Below are 16,812 nucleotides of genomic sequence, written 5' to 3' on the forward strand. Positions count from 1 at the left end.
TGATGTTACCATTCGCCCCTTGTTTCAATTTTCAGTTTTATCGCCCATTCGAGACCTGCCATGACCACCGTCCGCACGCGCATTGCGCCATCGCCTACCGGCGATCCCCACGTCGGCACTGCCTACATCGCCCTGTTCAACTACTGCTTTGCCAAGCAGCACGGCGGTGAATTCATCCTGCGGATCGAAGATACCGATCAACTGCGTTCGACTCGCGAGTCGGAACAGCAGATTTTCGATGCCTTGCGCTGGTTGGGCATTACCTGGGCGGAAGGCCCCGACGTGGGTGGGCCGCACGGCCCGTATCGCCAGAGCGAGCGCAGCGACATCTACAAGCAGTACACCCAGCAACTGGTCGACATGGGGCATGCGTTCCCGTGTTTCTGCACCGCAGAAGAACTCGACCAGATGCGCGCCGAGCAACAGGCCCGCGGCGAAACCCCGCGCTACGACGGCCGTGCGCTGTTGCTGTCGAAGGAAGAAGTGGCCGCACGCCTGGCCGCCGGCGAACCTCATGTCATCCGCATGAAGGTCCCGAGCGAAGGCGTGTGCGTGGTCCCGGACATGCTGCGCGGTGACGTCGAAATTCCGTGGGACCGCATGGACATGCAGGTGCTGATGAAGACCGATGGCCTGCCGACATACTTCCTGGCCAACGTGGTCGACGACCACCTGATGGGCATCACTCACGTACTGCGTGGCGAAGAGTGGCTGCCGTCGGCGCCGAAACTGATCCTGCTGTACGAATACTTCGGCTGGGAACAGCCGCAGCTGTGCTACATGCCGCTGCTGCGTAACCCGGACAAGAGCAAGCTGTCCAAGCGCAAGAACCCGACCTCGGTAACCTTCTACGAGCGCATGGGCTTCATGCCTGAAGCGATGCTCAACTACCTGGGCCGCATGGGCTGGTCGATGCCGGACGAGCGCGAGAAGTTCTCGCTGCAGGAAATGGTCGACCACTTCGACCTGTCCCGTGTCTCGCTGGGCGGACCGATCTTCGATATCGAGAAGCTGTCGTGGCTCAACGGCCAATGGCTGCGTGACCTGCCGGTGGAAGAATTCGCCAGCCGTGTGCAGCAGTGGGCGTTGAACCCCGAGTACATGATGAAGATCGCGCCGCTGGTGCAGGGCAGGGTGGAGACGTTCAGCCAGGTTGCACCACTGGCCAGCTTCTTCTTTGCCGGGGGCGTGAACCCGGATGCCAAGCTGTTTGAGTCCAAGAAACTCTCGGGCGATCAGGTTCGCCAGTTGATGCAATTGATCCTGTGGAAGCTCGAAAGCCTGCGCCAGTGGGAGAAGGATGCGATCACTGCGACGATTCAGGCGGTGGTGGAGTCCCTGGAATTGAAGTTGCGTGATGCCATGCCGCTGATGTTTGCCGCGATCACCGGGCAGGCCAGTTCGGTGTCGGTACTCGATGCGATGGAAATTCTCGGCCCGGACCTCACGCGTTTCCGTCTGCGCCAAGCCCTTGATTTGCTTGGTGGTGTGTCGAAGAAAGAAAACAAAGAGTGGGAAAAGCTGTTGGGCGCCATCGCCTGAATAAGCGGTTGTAACGGCGAAACCCCGGTTTTCCGGGGTTTCGCCGGTAAGTGATTGTTATCCCGGCAAAAAACTTTGGAAATTGTTGAAAATAAATTTGACACACTTCCAAACCGCCATTAAGATTCGCCCCGTCCTCACCGATGAGGGGCTATAGCTCAGCTGGGAGAGCGCTTGCATGGCATGCAAGAGGTCAACGGTTCGATCCCGTTTAGCTCCACCAATTTACAGGTTCAAGGTCTGGCCACACCGTCCTTGAATCGATCAGTTCTCAGCACTGATTAGTTGTACAGAAGGTTTTGTCCCCTTCGTCTAGTGGCCTAGGACACCGCCCTTTCACGGCGGTAACAGGGGTTCGAGTCCCCTAGGGGACGCCAGTTTCAACAAGTAGTTCGAAAGGCCTGCTGCGTCGCGAGACGAAAAATCCGGGGCTATAGCTCAGCTGGGAGAGCGCTTGCATGGCATGCAAGAGGTCAACGGTTCGATCCCGTTTAGCTCCACCAATTTACAGGTTCAAGGTCTGGCCACACCGTCCTTGAATCGATCAGTTCTCAGCGCTGATCAGTGTATAGAAGGTTTGTGTCCCCTTCGTCTAGTGGCCTAGGACACCGCCCTTTCACGGCGGTAACAGGGGTTCGAGTCCCCTAGGGGACGCCACGATTACCCGCTCTGCGGGATTTTTAAGGGTCATTCAATTATTGAATGGCCCTTTTGTTTGTCTGGCGTTTGGCCAATTCTCTCCTCATTTCCTGTTTTTGCTCTGACCAGCGGTCATGCCTGTCGCTTGTCAAATATTATTATGGTAATAATATTCAACCCATGAAAAACGGAGGCTGTGATGAGCGATAAAAAAGCGCAAACCCGCGAACGCATTCTGCAGGCTGCCAGCGCCGCGTTGGTCCAGCGCGGCCCGGCCGAGCCGAGCGTCGGTGAAGTCATGGGCGCCGCAGGGCTTACGGTCGGCGGCTTCTACGCGCACTTTGAAAGTAAGGATGCGCTGATGCTGGAGGCCTTCACCCAGCTGCTGGCCAGGCGTCGCGCGTCGATTGACGACATGGACGCGCAACTGACTGGCGAAGAGCGCAGAAGCCTGGTGGCGGCCTTTTACCTGTCGCGCAAACACCGCGATTCGACCGCCCAGGCCTGTCCGATCCCGGCGACCGTTGGGGAAATGAGCCGTTTGCCTGATGTGTTTCGCGAGGCGTTGAACGAGCACGTCGAGCTGATGGCTGCCCAATTGGCCGCGAGCCCTGAGGACACTGACAAAGCGCTGGCCGACATGGCATTGATGATCGGTGGCCTGGCCCTGGCGCGGGCCCTGGGCCCTGGCGAGTTGTCCGACCGCGTATTGCGCGCAGCCAAATCGGCGGTGCGTTGAAAAAGGAGTCGCATCATGGGCGCATTAACCTGGATCCGTGGCTTCAATGGCACCGTCGGCCGTCTCGCGCCGCACACAGTGGCCAGCAAACTGCGCCGCACCTTCATGACGCCGCGCAATCTGCCGCCGCGTGATTGGGAGCTGCCGCTCCTGGCGCAATCGGAGCGCGTCACCCTGCGCTTTGGTTTGTCGGCGTTGCGCTGGGGGCAGGGGCCTGCCGTTCTGTTGATGCACGGCTGGGAAGGGCGCCCGACGCAGTTCGCCAGCCTGATTACCGCGTTGGTGGATAATGGCTATTCGGTGATTGCCCTGGATGGCCCTGCCCATGGCCGTTCGCCGGGGCGTGAGGCGCATGTGTTGCTGTTTGCTCGCGCCATGCTGGAGGCGGCCAATGAGTTGCCGCCGCTGCATGGGGTTATAGGTCACTCAATGGGTGGCGCCAGTGCGATGCTGGCCGTGCAATTGGGGTTGCGTACCGAAACATTGGTCAGCATTGCTGCGCCGTCACGCTTCCTTGATGTGTTACGCGGTTTTACCCGCATGGTGGGCCTGCCGCCGCGCGCGCGCTCGGCGTTCATTCAGGAAGTAGAATTAACCTTCGGCATGCCGCTCAAGCATCTGGACGTCGCGCACTACCAGATGAATATCCCGGGGCTGATCGTGCATGCCGAAGACGATACTTTCGTGCCGGTCAGGGCCGCTCAAGCGATTCACGAGGCTTGGTTCGACAGCCGCCTGCTGCGCCTGGAGCAGGGTGGCCACCAGAAAGTATTGGCCGATCCCCGTGTGATCGACGGCGTACTGGCGCTGCTGGCTGGCCGTCGCTCACTGGAGCGGCAAACCGCCTGATACACTGCCCCCCGCCGACATTAATCGACTGGAGCAAGGCATGGGCTGGGATTTGGCAACGCCGTTTATCATCGACCTGCAGGTCGCCGCCGAAGATATCGACGGCCTGGGGCACGCCAATAACGCGGTGTACGTGTCCTGGCTGGAACGCTGCGCCTGGCGCCACTCCCAGCGCCTGGGGCTGGACCTCACCGAGTATCGCCGGCTGGACCGAGCCATGGCGGTGGTGCGTCACGAGATCGACTACCTGGCCGCTGGCTACGAAGGCGATGAGTTGCAGCTTGCTACCTGGATTGTCGATTGGGATCAGCGCTTGAAGATGACGCGGCGTTTTCAGCTGATTCGACCCCGGGACGGTGCGACCTTGTTGCGTGCACACACCACGTTTGTCTGCATTGAACTCTCCACCGGCAAGCCCAAGCGCATGCCTGCCGAATTTCTCGACGGTTATGGCCCTGCACTGACGGGGGGTTAACGGTTTCTGCGGGAAACCCAGTAAACTGCGCCACGATTTTTGTTGAGTGTTTTCCATGCAAATTGCTTTGGCGCCCATGGAGGGGTTGGTCGACAACATCCTGCGGGACGTGTTGACCCACGTGGGGGGTATTGATTGGTGTGTGACCGAGTTTATCCGCGTCAACGACCGCCTGCTCACGCCTGCCTATTTCCATAAACTCGCCCCGGAACTGTTGCACGGTGCCCACACCGCAGCCGGCGTACCGCTGCGCGTGCAGTTGCTCGGTTCCGACCCGGTGTGCCTGGCGGAAAACGCCGCGCTGGCCTGCGAGCTGGGGTCGCAGGTGATCGATCTCAACTTCGGCTGCCCAGCCAAGACCGTCAACAAGTCCCGGGGCGGCGCGGTATTGCTCAAGGAGCCGGAGCTGCTCAACCAGATCGTCGAGCACGTGCGTCGCGCGGTGCCGGCGCATATCCCGGTCACCGCCAAGATGCGCCTGGGCTTCGACAGCCCTGATGGCGCGCTGGTATGCGCCACGGCCCTGGCCGAAGGCGGTGCGGCGCATATCGTGGTGCACGCGCGGACCAAAACCGATGGCTACAAGCCGCCGGCCCACTGGGAGTGGATCCCGCGCGTGCAGGATGTGGTCAAGGTCCCGGTGTTCGCCAATGGTGATATCTGGAGTGTCGAAGACTGGAAGCGTTGCCGCGAAGTCAGCGGCGCCGAAGACATCATGCTGGGCCGAGGCCTGGTGGCACGGCCTGACCTGGCGCGGCAAATCGTGGCGGCAAAGGCAGGTGAAGAGGTAGTGCCAATGACCTGGGCACAGATGCAGTCCATGTTGCGGGAGTTCTGGACCCAATCAGTAGCGCAGTTGACGGAGCGCCAGGCGCCCGGCCGTTTGAAGCAGTGGCTGGCGATGTTGACGCGCAACTACCCGGAGGCGGTGGAGCTGTTTACGGCGTTGCGTCGCGAAACGGACCTGCAACAGGTCAGCCGTTTGCTGGGTATGAATCACCCAGGCGTTTCGGCAATGTAGACATACCCAGTTTATCTTTATAAAAGATACATTTATTAAAAGGCGCCATGGGCGCCTTTTCTATGGCAGCACTAACATAATTGTGGGCTGTGGTTGTTGGTCAATGGTGTCATTAAATTGCGTCTGTCACGGTTTATTAGCGCGTATGTCAAGGCTGTAACTCTCGAACAGCCTGCGTAAAGGGTTCGGGGTCAAGAAGGCGCTAGGAAAAATCCCAAGATTCATTTTGGTTTCCTTATATGAAAAGCGATTCTTGGAACTCGGCGAGGTAAAAGTCCACGAACTTGGGACTTGATAGCAACGTCGATTGCCTTCAAGTTTTTCGTGTCTCTCTGCTGGCTCGTTAATAGAGCCGCCTTTTACTGAATAAGGAACTTGGCTATGTCTATGTCGATAAATACTCCTGCGTTCGTTAACGTTGACAGTGCTCATCTTGATCAACCGTCGCAAGCGCAGGCTCAGTTGAACTTGCCCGCCGCCAACAACAAGCCTGTTCAGGATGTACTCACTACTCTACAGGGGGATACAACAGTTGATTCAAATGCGTTGAATAAGTTGTTCGATATGTTGGAACTTGTCTTCAAGGCACTTCGGCAAATGTTCGTCGGCAAGCAATCGAAGGCCGAGGTGTTGCCCGATGATAAAGCTGACGTGCCGGCTGCCAAATTGGCGGAAGGCAAGCAACCGTTGAGCCCCGCGGTAAACGATCTGCCAGCGGTGAAGGCGCAAGCGCTCATGAAACAACTGGAACCCGTGGCTCCGCAGGCGACGAAGCACGACGCCAACGCTACCTCTGATGCCAAGGCAACTGATGTATCTGCACTGGTAAGCGACACGCTGAACCCACAGTCGGTGCCGAAGGCCTTGCTTGCAACCAAACCTGACGCCAATGCGACCCTTGATGCCAACGCCGGCGATATGTCTGCCTTGGTGCGCGATGCGCTGAAGCAGTCGCCGGAGCCGAAGGCTTTGCTCGCAACCAAGCCAGCCATTGTCGCTGATCAAGATGCTGAAGCAACTGAACTGCCGCAAGCGCCGCGCAGCACACTAAGGCCGCGTCTGGACCAGATGTTGTCAGCGACGCCCAGGCAAGACGTTGTTGTGAATAATGATGCCAAGGCTAACGTACATTTGAACGTAAACATTGATCACTGCTACTGCCCGGAGGCGTCGCTGGAGAGTGGCGGGAAGTCAAAGGGGCTGCCGAAGGTTAGCGTTATATCTTCTGACCCTGGCATTGAGGTTACGACTGTAACGACCCCGCATAACAAGCATGAAACTACACCGAAACCAATACCGGTGTTGAGTCGGAACGTTACGACTGAAGCGGTGCCAGGTCAGAAGAATGACGCTGCAACGACCTCCGGGCTGGTACTGAGCCCGACCCCCACGACTGAAACGGAGCCAGGTCACAAGCATGATGCTGCAACCACCTCCGGGCTGGCGGTGAAGCCGACCCCCACGACTGAAACGGAGCCAGGTCACAAGCATGATGCTGCAACGACCTCCGGGCTGGTACTGAACCCGACCCCCACGACTGAAACGGAGCCAGGTCACAAGCACGAAGCTGTAACAACATCCGGGACGGTGGTGAACCCGAATATCACAACTGAAAATACACCAGGCACCCAACGTGAAGTGATTGCTGGGGCGGTAGTCGATGACGCCAATAATAAAACTAAAGCTGAAACTAAGACTGAAAAAAAAACTGACCTGACAAGCCCGGGCCCTGCCGCCGATCAATTTGAATTCCGGGATTGGCGCTCTAACAGGGTGTCAAACTTCGGCGCCTGACAAGGCGGCTGCGTTTAAAATTTTTTAGCAGAGTAAATACTTCTTCGGGGGTGTTGAGCCTGGAGAAGTATTTGCCGAGGGAGGGGATATGCGTTGTTGCTCGGTCATTAATGTTCGCAGAGTGGATATCTATGAAACGCCTTCGGTGGCGGACATCCAAGGCAATCGCAACACATCGCAGTGCAGTGCTGTTTCAGACAGGCGTCATACTGAAAGGCAAGTTCAAACCGCAAACGAGATGAGAGGCTCATTGGGTTCGGTTGATCGCTTCAGCGTGTTTTCCACAATACAGGCACTGTTCACCTCGCTGTTTGATGCGTTTGCCAGTCTGATAGGGGGCAGTTCCAATCGAGAGCCTGCCACTGTACGGCCGCAGACTGAAGCGGCTGTTGAGGTATCGCCGGTGCCGGAGTCGATCTTTACCGATAAACCCCCTGCGGGTTACATCACGGCCTTGTCGATGAAGCGCAACGGTGAAAAACCGGACGATATCTGGGGGGGCTTTCGCCAGGGCCCGGATGGTAACTGCGTGACGGTATCGGCCATCAAGGCGGCCATGCATCGTTTTGGACAAAGCCCGACGGATATTTACAAAGAGGTCACCAAAACGGAGGACGGTTACCGAGTGGTCATGCGCGACAATTTTACGCTTACGCTGAGTGAGCATGAATTGAGGCAAGCCGAGTGGGGGTCAAATTTTTTAGGGCGTGATAGAGAGATGCTCAAGGACGCGCATTTTCTTTATGCCGTGAGCGTGAAGCGTGCGCAAATCGAAAATAACGACGGAACGGCTGGCAGGAGTTTTCAGGCAGCAATGCGCAGCTTGAACGATAAGGAAGATGAGTTCGGGCCAGGGGAGGGGCTGGAGCGCTTGGGTTTGCGTCAGCATATGCGCACCGTCAGGGCCGGGGACCTCGCCAGTGGCCAGGTCGGTATTTGTAACCGGAGTGGCCATTCGGTTGCGGTGATTAATGGCATCGAAGAGCAGTGGGGCAAGCCGGGTAGTGCGCCGTTGTATGGCGATGCGATTGCCTTGATGTGATATCGCGGTTGGATTTTTCTTACGCCAAAGGATCAACTGTATGCATTTAAGCTCGGTAAACCAACCCACTGCTGTAGCGAACGGCGACACCGGCCGTTCAGCGCAACTTGAACGCCAAAAGCCGGCAGGCGCTATTCCCGCCTTCCATGCCAGCGAGCGGCGTTTCGGTGAAAACTTCGACTGCAGCACCCATGCGGCAGTCATCAAAATGATGATGATGACCTTCGGGCGAACGCCGGCGATGATGTTTGAGCAGGTTCGGCCCATTCCTGACGGTTACGTCATTACGATGAAGGATGAGTTCAAGGTTGCAGTTACCCGTGATGAACTGAAACTGGCTGCAGCTGCTTCCAGGTTTACAGGGGCGGATAACGTTGCGGTCAGAGACGCCAATTTCATGTTCGCCGCTTTTGTAAAGCGCAAGCAGGTGACGGGGGGCTTTGCGGATTTTGCGACGGCGATGGCGAAAACCCTGGAAGGCGAGACTGCCCTCAGGTGTCTGCAAGGCATGGGGGTGTATGGCCTGGCTCAGTACGTGCCCGCTCAACAGATGGTCGGTGAGGGCCGTGTGGGGGTGTTGGAAACCCATAATCGGGGAAATGCGCTGGTCCTGGACGGCGTCAAGTATGCCCACGGTGCCCGCTATCCAGTGGATAGAGGGTATGGGTTTCGCCTGCTGAATTTTGATAATGACCGCCAAGCCCGCGCCCCTGCGGTCGTGTCTGCGGTAGCCGTCGGCGCAAAACCCGCGGATGTCTGGTCCGGGTTTTATCAGGGCAATGAGGGTAATTGTGTCACCGTTTCCGCGATCAAGGCATCAATGATGCGCTTCGGGCAAAACCCGGCTGGCATCTATAAACATATCGGCGCCACCCCCGAGGGTTATGAGGTGGTGATGCGCGACGGCTTCAAGCTGTGCTTGAGCCATGACGAGTTGAAAAGGGCGCGGCAGGCTTCGAACTTGCGCGGCGAAGATCAGGCGCTGCTGAACGATGCCAACTTCCTGTACGCCGTCAGCGCCAAGCGCGCGCAGTTGGAGAACAATGATTTCAGGGGCGACCAGGGTTTTGCGGTTGCCCTGGACACCTTGAATGACGGTGAACATCCGGGGGAAGCCTTGCGCAGGCTGGGCCTGTATGGCTATCTGCGTGACTCGGACGTCACGGAGCTGGCGAATGGCGCCATCGGCACCTTGGCTGATTTTGGCCATTCGATGGCTGTGGTGCAGGGCGTATTGGATTACTACGGCCAAAAACACGATTTAACGCCCTCGCGATGGATGAACAGCGGATATCGTGCCTTGAAGCTGGTGTGAGCCTACCCCAGCAATCGTTTGAAACCCTCGATCGGCAACGGCCGGCTGTGCAAATACCCCTGAAACAAATGGCAGCCCAGTTTTTGCAGGAATGCCAGTTGTTCCGGGGTTTCCACACCCTCGGCGATCACTTCCAGGTTCAGGCTGCGCGCCATGGCCACAATGGCGCGGATGATTTCGGCGTCGTTGGGGTCGTGGGTGGCATCGCGTACAAAGGACTGGTCGATTTTCAGCGCGTCCACCGGCAGGCGCTTGAGGTAGGTCAAAGAGGAATAACCGGTGCCGAAGTCGTCCATCGCAAAGCTGACGCCCAGGCGTTTCAGGCGGCGCATCTTGAGCACGGTGTCATCCAGGTTCTGGATCACGATGCCTTCGGTGATTTCCAGTTTGAGCAGGCTGAAGGGTAATTGATGCGTCTTGAGGCTGCGCTCCACGCGCTCCACAAAGTCGTTCTGGCGAAACTGCCGGGGGCTGATGTTGACGCACAGGCTGAAATTCAACGGGTCCACCAGGCCTTCGGCAATCAACTGTGCAAAGGCGCTGCAGGCTTCATCGAGAATCCAGGTGCCGACTTCCAGGATCAGGCCGCTGTCTTCCAGCACTTTGATGAACTCGGTGGGGGATTGCGCACCCAACTGTGGGTGCTGCCAGCGCACCAAGGCTTCGGCCCCCACGATCTTGTTGCCGCGCGCATCCACTTGAGGTTGATAGTGCACGCTGAATTCGCCGCGTGAGAGCGCCAGGCGCAGGTCGGTTTCCATGCGCAACCGCTCACTGGCGGTTTTCTGCATGCTGTTGTGGAACATCTGCGTGGTGTTGCGCCCGGAGTCCTTGGCTCTATAGAGGGCGATGTCGGCGCGTTTGAGCAAATCCGCTGGAGTCGAGCCGTGATCGGGAATCAGGGCCACGCCAATGCTCGGTGTGACCTGCAAGCGATGTCCATCGAGAAACATCGGCTCCGAGAGCAATTCGCGCAGGGTGTCGGCCAACTCCTGCACCTGGCGGCTGACTTCCGTTCGCGTACCGTCCAGGCCGCTGAGCAACACCACAAATTCATCGCCGCCCAGGCGCGCGACGGTGTCTTCCATGCGCACGCTGGCTTCCAGCCGCGCGGTGACGATTTTCAGTACCGTGTCGCCCACCGGATGGCCGAGGGAGTCGTTGATGTGTTTGAAGTGGTCCAAGTCGAGGAACAGCAGCGCGCCGCGCAGGTTGTGGCGCTTGAGCAGGGCGATCTGCTGGCTCAGGCGGTCCATCAGCAAGGCGCGGTTGGGCAGGTTGGTGAGCGGGTCATGGTAGGCCAGGTGCCGAATCTGCGCCTGGGCGTTTTTGAGCAAACTCACGTCCCGCGCGGTGAGCAGCAGGCAGGGCGTTTCATTCAGGGTGATCGGTTCTACCGAGACTTCCACCGCGAGTAGTTCACCGCGCTTGTTGTGCCAGAGCATCTCCAGGTGATGAATGCGGCCCTTGATATGCAGCTCGGCCAACAGCGCAGAGCGCTGGTTTTCGTCGGCCCAGATGCCTATCTGGTAAAGGGTCAGGCCAATGGCTTCCTCGGCGCGGTAGCCGGTCAGGCGGCAGAAGCCGTCATTGACCTCCACATAACGCCCCGTGTCGCGCTCGGTGATGGAAATCGCATCGGGGCTGGAGTGGAAGGCCTTGGCGAACTTCTCTTCGCTGGCCTTGAGTGCAGCTTCCGAGCGTTGTTGCTGGGTGATATCGCGCAGGGTGGTGACGATGCACGGCTGGTCGCTGACCTTGATCAGCCGGCTGGAAATCACGCAGGTCAATATCTGGCCGCTCTTGTGATGCACCACGATGGCCACATTGCTCAGTGACTGCTCGCGGATCACCCGTTCGATGCGCTGCAGGCGCTTGCTCGAATCGTCCCACAGGCCAATTTGCTCGGCGCTGATGCCGATGACTTCGGCGGCGGTCCAGCCAAAGGTCTGGGTGAAGGCCGGGTTGATTTCGATGAAGGCACCGCTGTCCAGGCTGGTGACGCAGATCGGGTCGGGACTGGCCTGGAACAGGCTGGCGAATTTTTCTTCGGAGGCGGTCAGGCGTTGCTCGCGTTCCACCTGGTCGGTGATGTCCAGCAGCGTGCCGGCCATGCGCAGCGGCTTGCCGGCTTCATCGCGATACAGGCGCGCGCGGCTTTCCAGAAAGCGCGGGCTGCCGTCTTCCATCAGCACGCGGTAGGTCAACTGGTAGTTGCCGTCCGGGCCTTCGCGCAGGCTGCGGTAAGCGTTGCGCATGCCCTCGCGTTCCTCATCGGACATGCCTTCGAAAAACGCATCGAAGGGTTCGTGAAACGGCTCCGGTGGCAAGCCGTGCAATTGGGCGGCGCGGGCCGAGCCGTAGAGCATGCCGCTGGGGATGTGCCAGTCCCAGGTGCCCAGTTGCGCCGAGTCCAGGGCAAGGTCAAGGCGTTCCTGGCTGTCCTTGAGGGCCTGCTCGGCGTTCTTGCGTTCGGTGGTGTCAAGAAAGGTGCTGATCAGGTAAGCCTCGCCCTCCAGCTCGACTTTTTGCGCGCTGAGGGTGCCGTCGTGGATCTGGCCATTGCTGGCGCAGAATTGCACCTCCATGGTGATGGGCTCGCCTTTGCGCTGGGTGGCCTTGACCAGCAGCGCGCGCTGTTCCGGATGACGCCACAGTCCCAGCTCCAGGGTGGTGCGTCCGATGACGTCGGCCACCGGCCAGCCGAACAGCATTTCGAAATACTGGTTGGCTTCACTGATCCGTCCATCGGATTGGCGGGTGAGCAACACCATGTTCGGGCAGAGGTGAAACAACGTGGCGAAGCGTTTTTCAGAGTGGCTGAGGGCGCTTTCACGGTCGCGCTGGTGGGTGATTTCGCGAATCACCCCGATCATTCGCCTTCGTCCGGTTTTGTCCGGCGCCAGGCTGCCGTTGATTTCCAGCCAGTGCAGGCTACCGTCGGGCCACTGGATGCGGTGGTGCATGGCCTGCTCGAAAGGTTCGCCCGCCAACACGGCATGAAAGGCCCGCACCACGCGGGCGCTGTCTTCGGGCGCCAGCAGGTCCAGGTAATCGAGGTCTTTGGGCAGCGGTTGGCGCGGGTCGAAGCCGAACAGCGCCTGGGTGCCCCGTGACCAACTGATGCGCCCGGTGTCGATTTCCCAGCACCACGCACCCAGCCGGGCAGCGTTGAGGGCTGCCAGCAACTGCGGGGCGCTGTCCCAGCTTTGCTCCGCCTCTTGGGGGTCAAGGGCGTAGATGCGGGGCAAAGGTGGCACGGAATCAACGGGGTTGCGCATTATCAAAGGGCCTTGGCTCGATGGGCATTCGGCGCGGTTTTTTCAGGCCTTGAGGCCGCACAGCTTCATGCCGGTATCCCTGGCAGATCGACCTGTGCATCCAACAGGCTCATGAAAGCCCGCGCAGCGTTCGACAGCGTCCTTTCGGTGTGCACGATATAGCCTAGCTGGCGACTGAGCTGTATGCCCGGCAATGCGATGCTTGCCACCTGCTCATCCAGCATGGTGCGCGGCAGCACGCTCCAGGCCAGCCCAATGGACACCATCATCTTGATAGTTTCCAGATAGTTAGTGCTCATCGCGATGTTCGGCGTCAGGCCCTGGGCCTCGAACAGCCGGCTGACAATATGGTGGGTAAAGGTATTACCGCCGGGAAACACCGCCGGGTGGCCGGCAATGTCTGCCAGGTTGACCGTGGTGTTGCCGGTGAGGCTGTGCTCCGGGGCCACCACGAAATCCAGCGGGTCGTCCCACACCGGTGTGGCGCGCACTAAATGATGGGGGTCGGGTGCCAGGGTAATCACCGCCACTTCGGCACGACCATGGAGGATTTCTTCGTAGGCCACTTCCGAATCGAGAAATTGAATGTCCAGCGCCACATTCGGGTATTCCCGGGTGAACGTGCGCAGGATCGGCGGCAGGCGGTGCAGGCCAATGTGATGGCTGGTGGCCAGGGTGAGGCGGCCGCTGACTTCGCCGGTCAGGTTGGTCAGCGCGCGGCGTGTATCGTCCAATACGTTGAGAATCTGATAAGCGCGCGGCAACAGGGCCCGGCCCGCCTCAGTCAAGCCGACTTCGCGGCCCAGGCGGTCGAACAGGCGTACCTTCAGTTGTTGCTCCAGCCCGGCAATGCGCTTGCTGATAGCGGGCTGGGTCAGGTGCAGCCGTTCGCCGGCGCCGGAGAAGCTGCCGGTCTCGGCGATGGCTATAAAGGCGTTGAGGTTGGCCAGGTCCATAGTTGTATTCCAGTTGGTAATCCAAAGCATAAAAAATATGAATTTGAGTTATTTAATGTAGCGCCATACCATCAGCCTCACAAGCCAAAGGGTTATTGAATGTCTCAAGGCCCGGGGCATAGAAAGACCGATGATGAGGACCGACTGATGGCCGGCAAAACGCTTTACGACAAGCTTTGGGATTCCCATGAAGTGAAACGGCGCGACGATGGCTCGTCGCTGATCTATATCGACCGTCACATCATCCATGAAGTGACCTCGCCCCAAGCGTTCGAAGGCCTGCGGCTGGCCGGGCGCAAGCCTTGGCGCGTTGACTCCATCATCGCCACCCCGGACCACAACGTACCGACAACCCCTGAGCGCAAGGGCGGGATCGACGCCATCGTCGACACCGTGTCGCGTTTGCAGGTGCAAACCCTCGACGACTACTGCGACGAATATGGCATCACCGAATTCAAGATGAATGACGTGCGTCAAGGCATCGTGCATGTGATCGGCCCGGAGCAGGGCGCTACCTTGCCGGGCATGACCGTGGTGTGCGGCGACTCCCACACCTCCACCCACGGTGCGTTTGGCGCCCTGGCCCACGGCATCGGCACCTCCGAGGTGGAGCATGTGTTCGCCACCCAGTGCCTGGTCGCCAAGAAGATGAAGAACATGCTGGTTCGCGTTGAGGGCAAATTGCCGTTTGGCGTGACCGCTAAAGACATCGTACTGGCCGTGATCGGCAAGATCGGCACCGCTGGCGGTAACGGCCACGCCATCGAATTCGCCGGCAGCGCGATTCGCGACCTGTCCATCGAAGGCCGCATGACCATCTGCAACATGTCCATTGAAGCCGGTGCCCGCGTAGGCATGGTGGCGGCGGACGAAAAGACCGTTGAGTACGTCAAGGGGCGCCCATTTGCACCGGCGGGCGCAGACTGGGACGCAGCGGTCGAAGCCTGGAAAGACTTGGTCTCCGACGCCGACGCAGTGTTTGACACCGTGGTCGAACTCGACGCAGCCCAGATCAAGCCACAAGTGAGCTGGGGCACTTCGCCGGAAATGGTGTTGGCCGTTGACCAGAACGTGCCGGACCCGGCTAAAGAAGCGGACCTGGTCAAGCGCGGCTCCATTGAGCGCGCCCTGAAGTACATGGGTTTGAAAGCCAATCAGGCAATCACGGACATTCAGTTGGACCGTGTGTTCATCGGTTCTTGCACCAACTCGCGGATCGAAGACCTGCGCGCGGCGGCGGTGATCGCCAAGGGCCGCAAAGTTGCCTCGACCATCAAGCAAGCCATCGTGGTGCCGGGTTCGGGTCTGGTCAAAGCGCAAGCTGAAGCCGAAGGCCTCGACAAGATCTTCCTCGAAGCCGGTTTTGAATGGCGCGAGCCGGGCTGCTCGATGTGCCTGGCGATGAACCCGGACCGTTTGGAGTCGGGCGAGCATTGCGCGTCTACGTCCAACCGTAACTTCGAAGGGCGTCAGGGCGCCGGTGGGCGTACCCACTTGGTCAGCCCGGCCATGGCTGCTGCGGCGGCCGTCAACGGTCGTTTCATCGACGTTCGCGAATTGATCTGAGGAATACCCGATGCGTGCTTTTACCCAACACACCGGCCTTGTCGCCCCTTTGGATCGCGCCAACGTCGACACCGACCAGATCATCCCCAAGCAGTTCTTGAAGTCGATCAAGCGCACCGGCTTTGGCCCGAACCTGTTCGACGAGTGGCGCTACCTGGACGTGGGCTACGCCTACCAGGACAACTCCAAGCGCCCGCTGAACAAGGACTTCGTGCTCAACGCCGAGCGTTACCAGGGCGCGAGCGTACTGCTGGCCCGTGAGAACTTCGGTTGCGGCTCCAGCCGTGAGCACGCACCGTGGGCCCTGGAAGAATATGGCTTTCGCAGCATCATCGCGCCGAGCTATGCCGACATCTTCTTCAACAACAGCTTCAAGAACGGCCTGTTGCCGATCATCTTGAGCGATGCCGAAGTGGACGAGCTGTTCAAGCAGGTGGAAGCCGAAGAGGGCTACCAACTGACCGTCGACCTGGCCGCGCAAACCGTGACCCGCCCGGATGGCAAGGTGTATCACTTTGAGGTGGATGCGTTCCGCAAGCACTGCCTGATCAACGGCCTGGACGACATCGGCCTGACCTTGCAGGACGGCGATGCGATTGCCGCGTTTGAGGCCAGGCACCGGGCCAGCCAGCCTTGGTTGTTTCGTGATGCCTGATTGGCGGTAGACCGTGCGGGCCCCATCGCGGGCAAGCCCGCTCCCACATTTTGATCGGTGAATACAATCGAATGTGAGAGCTGGCTTGCCTGCGATAGCGCCAGTACCAACACCCCAAAACCCAAGGAAAACCACCATGACCACCACCGCCCACACCCAAGTCGTGCAAAAACAATTCGGCGAGCAAGCCTCGGCCTACCTGAGCAGTGCCGTGCACGCCCAAGGTACCGAATTCGCGCTGCTGCAGGCCGAACTGGCCGGGCAGGGCGGTGCGCGACTGCTGGATTTGGGCTGTGGTGCCGGTCATGTCAGTTTCCACGTGGCGCCACTGGTTAAAGAAGTGGTGGCCTACGACCTCTCCCAGCAGATGCTCGACGTGGTCGCAGCCGCTGCGAAAGACCGGAACCTGGGCAACATCCGCACCGTCCACGGCGCCGCCGAACGTTTGCCGTTCGCCGATGGCGAGTTCGACTTCGTGTTCAGCCGCTACTCGGCTCACCACTGGAGCGACCTCGGCGTGGCCCTGCGCGAAGTGCGCCGCGTGCTCAAGCCGGGGGGCGTGGCAGCTTTCGTGGACGTCTTGTCACCGGGCAGCCCGTTGTTGGACACTTACCTGCAAACCGTCGAAGTGCTGCGTGACACCAGCCACGTGCGCGATTATTCCGCCGCCGAGTGGATACAGCAGCTCAGCGAGTCCGGTTTGCATGTGCGCACCAGCAGCCGTCAACGCCTGCGCCTGGAATACACCTCATGGGTCGAGCGCATGCGCACGCCCGAGGTGCTGCGTGCGGCCATCCTTGAGCTGCAACAGGCGATGGGCCAGGAAGTGCGCGATTACTACGACATTCAGGCCGACGGCACTTTCAGCACTGACGTGCTGGTGGTCTTTGCCGAACGTTGATTGATTTTTCCCGACCTGCCCGCGGGCGGGTCGCTTG

General features: G+C 59.4%; 13 protein-coding genes and 4 tRNA genes. 15 read left to right on the plus strand and 2 right to left on the minus strand.

All coding sequences use genetic code 11. The annotated features are described in order from the left end of the window. The first annotated feature begins 60 nt into the window (after window positions 1–60). From gltX to AB4P94_RS16810, 12 genes are all read left to right on the plus strand, one after another. A complete protein-coding gene (gltX, locus tag AB4P94_RS16755) occupies window positions 61–1,542 on the plus strand; it encodes a glutamate--tRNA ligase (protein WP_395606511.1) in 1,482 nt (493 codons plus the stop codon). 147 nt (window positions 1,543–1,689) lie between these two features. Next, window positions 1,690–1,765 (plus strand) — tRNA-Ala (locus tag AB4P94_RS16760). 78 nt (window positions 1,766–1,843) lie between these two features. Next, window positions 1,844–1,919: transfer RNA gene (locus tag AB4P94_RS16765), tRNA-Glu, on the plus strand. Window positions 1,920–1,969: 50 nt separating this feature from the next. Continuing rightward, window positions 1,970–2,045: transfer RNA gene (locus AB4P94_RS16770), tRNA-Ala, on the plus strand. A 78-nt stretch (window positions 2,046–2,123) separates the two neighbouring features. Beyond that, window positions 2,124–2,199: transfer RNA gene (locus tag AB4P94_RS16775), tRNA-Glu, on the plus strand. Window positions 2,200–2,380: 181 nt separating this feature from the next. Beyond that, the gene (locus tag AB4P94_RS16780) at window positions 2,381–2,920 is read left to right on the plus strand and encodes a TetR/AcrR family transcriptional regulator (RefSeq protein ID WP_395606512.1); all 540 of its coding nucleotides are present in this window, start codon (window positions 2,381–2,383) and stop codon (window positions 2,918–2,920) included. 15 nt (window positions 2,921–2,935) lie between these two features. Beyond that, window positions 2,936–3,769 carry an alpha/beta fold hydrolase gene (locus AB4P94_RS16785; protein WP_395606513.1) on the plus strand — a complete coding sequence of 278 codons (834 nt, stop codon included), beginning with the start codon at window positions 2,936–2,938 and terminating at the stop codon, window positions 3,767–3,769. 40 nt (window positions 3,770–3,809) lie between these two features. Next, complete coding sequence (locus AB4P94_RS16790) at window positions 3,810–4,244, plus strand: acyl-CoA thioesterase (protein WP_395606514.1); 435 nt, start codon at window positions 3,810–3,812, stop codon at window positions 4,242–4,244. Between the two features lie 55 nt (window positions 4,245–4,299). Further along, window positions 4,300–5,265 (plus strand): tRNA dihydrouridine synthase, encoded by a 966-nt coding sequence (locus tag AB4P94_RS16795; protein ID WP_395606515.1) that lies wholly within the window; start codon window positions 4,300–4,302, stop codon window positions 5,263–5,265. A gap of 381 nt (window positions 5,266–5,646) precedes the next feature. Then, the gene (locus AB4P94_RS16800; protein ID WP_395606516.1) at window positions 5,647–7,059 is read left to right on the plus strand and encodes a hypothetical protein; all 1,413 of its coding nucleotides are present in this window, start codon (window positions 5,647–5,649) and stop codon (window positions 7,057–7,059) included. A gap of 121 nt (window positions 7,060–7,180) precedes the next feature. Continuing rightward, window positions 7,181–8,101, plus strand: coding sequence for a hypothetical protein (locus AB4P94_RS16805; RefSeq protein WP_395606517.1), 921 nt, complete (start codon window positions 7,181–7,183; stop codon window positions 8,099–8,101). 40 nt (window positions 8,102–8,141) lie between these two features. Continuing rightward, window positions 8,142–9,416: a hypothetical protein gene (locus AB4P94_RS16810; protein WP_395606518.1), complete on the plus strand. Its 1,275-nt coding sequence runs from the start codon at window positions 8,142–8,144 to the stop codon at window positions 9,414–9,416. 2 nt (window positions 9,417–9,418) lie between these two features. Here AB4P94_RS16810 and AB4P94_RS16815 read toward each other — a convergent pair whose 3' ends face one another. Together AB4P94_RS16815 and AB4P94_RS16820 are read right to left on the minus strand one after the other, a co-directional pair. Next, window positions 9,419–12,697 (minus strand): EAL domain-containing protein, encoded by a 3,279-nt coding sequence (locus AB4P94_RS16815; RefSeq protein WP_395606519.1) that lies wholly within the window; start codon window positions 12,695–12,697, stop codon window positions 9,419–9,421. Between the two features lie 65 nt (window positions 12,698–12,762). After that, window positions 12,763–13,653 (minus strand): LysR family transcriptional regulator, encoded by an 891-nt coding sequence (locus tag AB4P94_RS16820; protein ID WP_395606520.1) that lies wholly within the window; start codon window positions 13,651–13,653, stop codon window positions 12,763–12,765. Window positions 13,654–13,800: 147 nt separating this feature from the next. On the opposite strand from AB4P94_RS16820, the gene leuC reads away from it, so the two are divergent. The 3 genes from leuC to AB4P94_RS16835 all read left to right on the plus strand — a co-directional run bounded on the left by leuC (window position 13,801) and on the right by AB4P94_RS16835 (window position 16,775). After that, complete coding sequence (gene leuC, locus AB4P94_RS16825) at window positions 13,801–15,219, plus strand: 3-isopropylmalate dehydratase large subunit (RefSeq protein WP_049712328.1); 1,419 nt, start codon at window positions 13,801–13,803, stop codon at window positions 15,217–15,219. Between the two features lie 10 nt (window positions 15,220–15,229). Further along, window positions 15,230–15,874, plus strand: coding sequence for a 3-isopropylmalate dehydratase small subunit (gene leuD, locus AB4P94_RS16830; RefSeq protein WP_058426887.1), 645 nt, complete (start codon window positions 15,230–15,232; stop codon window positions 15,872–15,874). Window positions 15,875–16,010: 136 nt separating this feature from the next. Then, window positions 16,011–16,775, plus strand: a complete 765-nt coding sequence (locus tag AB4P94_RS16835) for a class I SAM-dependent methyltransferase (protein WP_395606521.1) — start codon at window positions 16,011–16,013, stop codon at window positions 16,773–16,775. Window positions 16,776–16,812: the final 37 nt, after the last annotated feature.

Source organism: Pseudomonas sp. B22129 (genome assembly GCF_044218875.1).
GTDB lineage: Bacteria > Pseudomonadota > Gammaproteobacteria > Pseudomonadales > Pseudomonadaceae > Aquipseudomonas.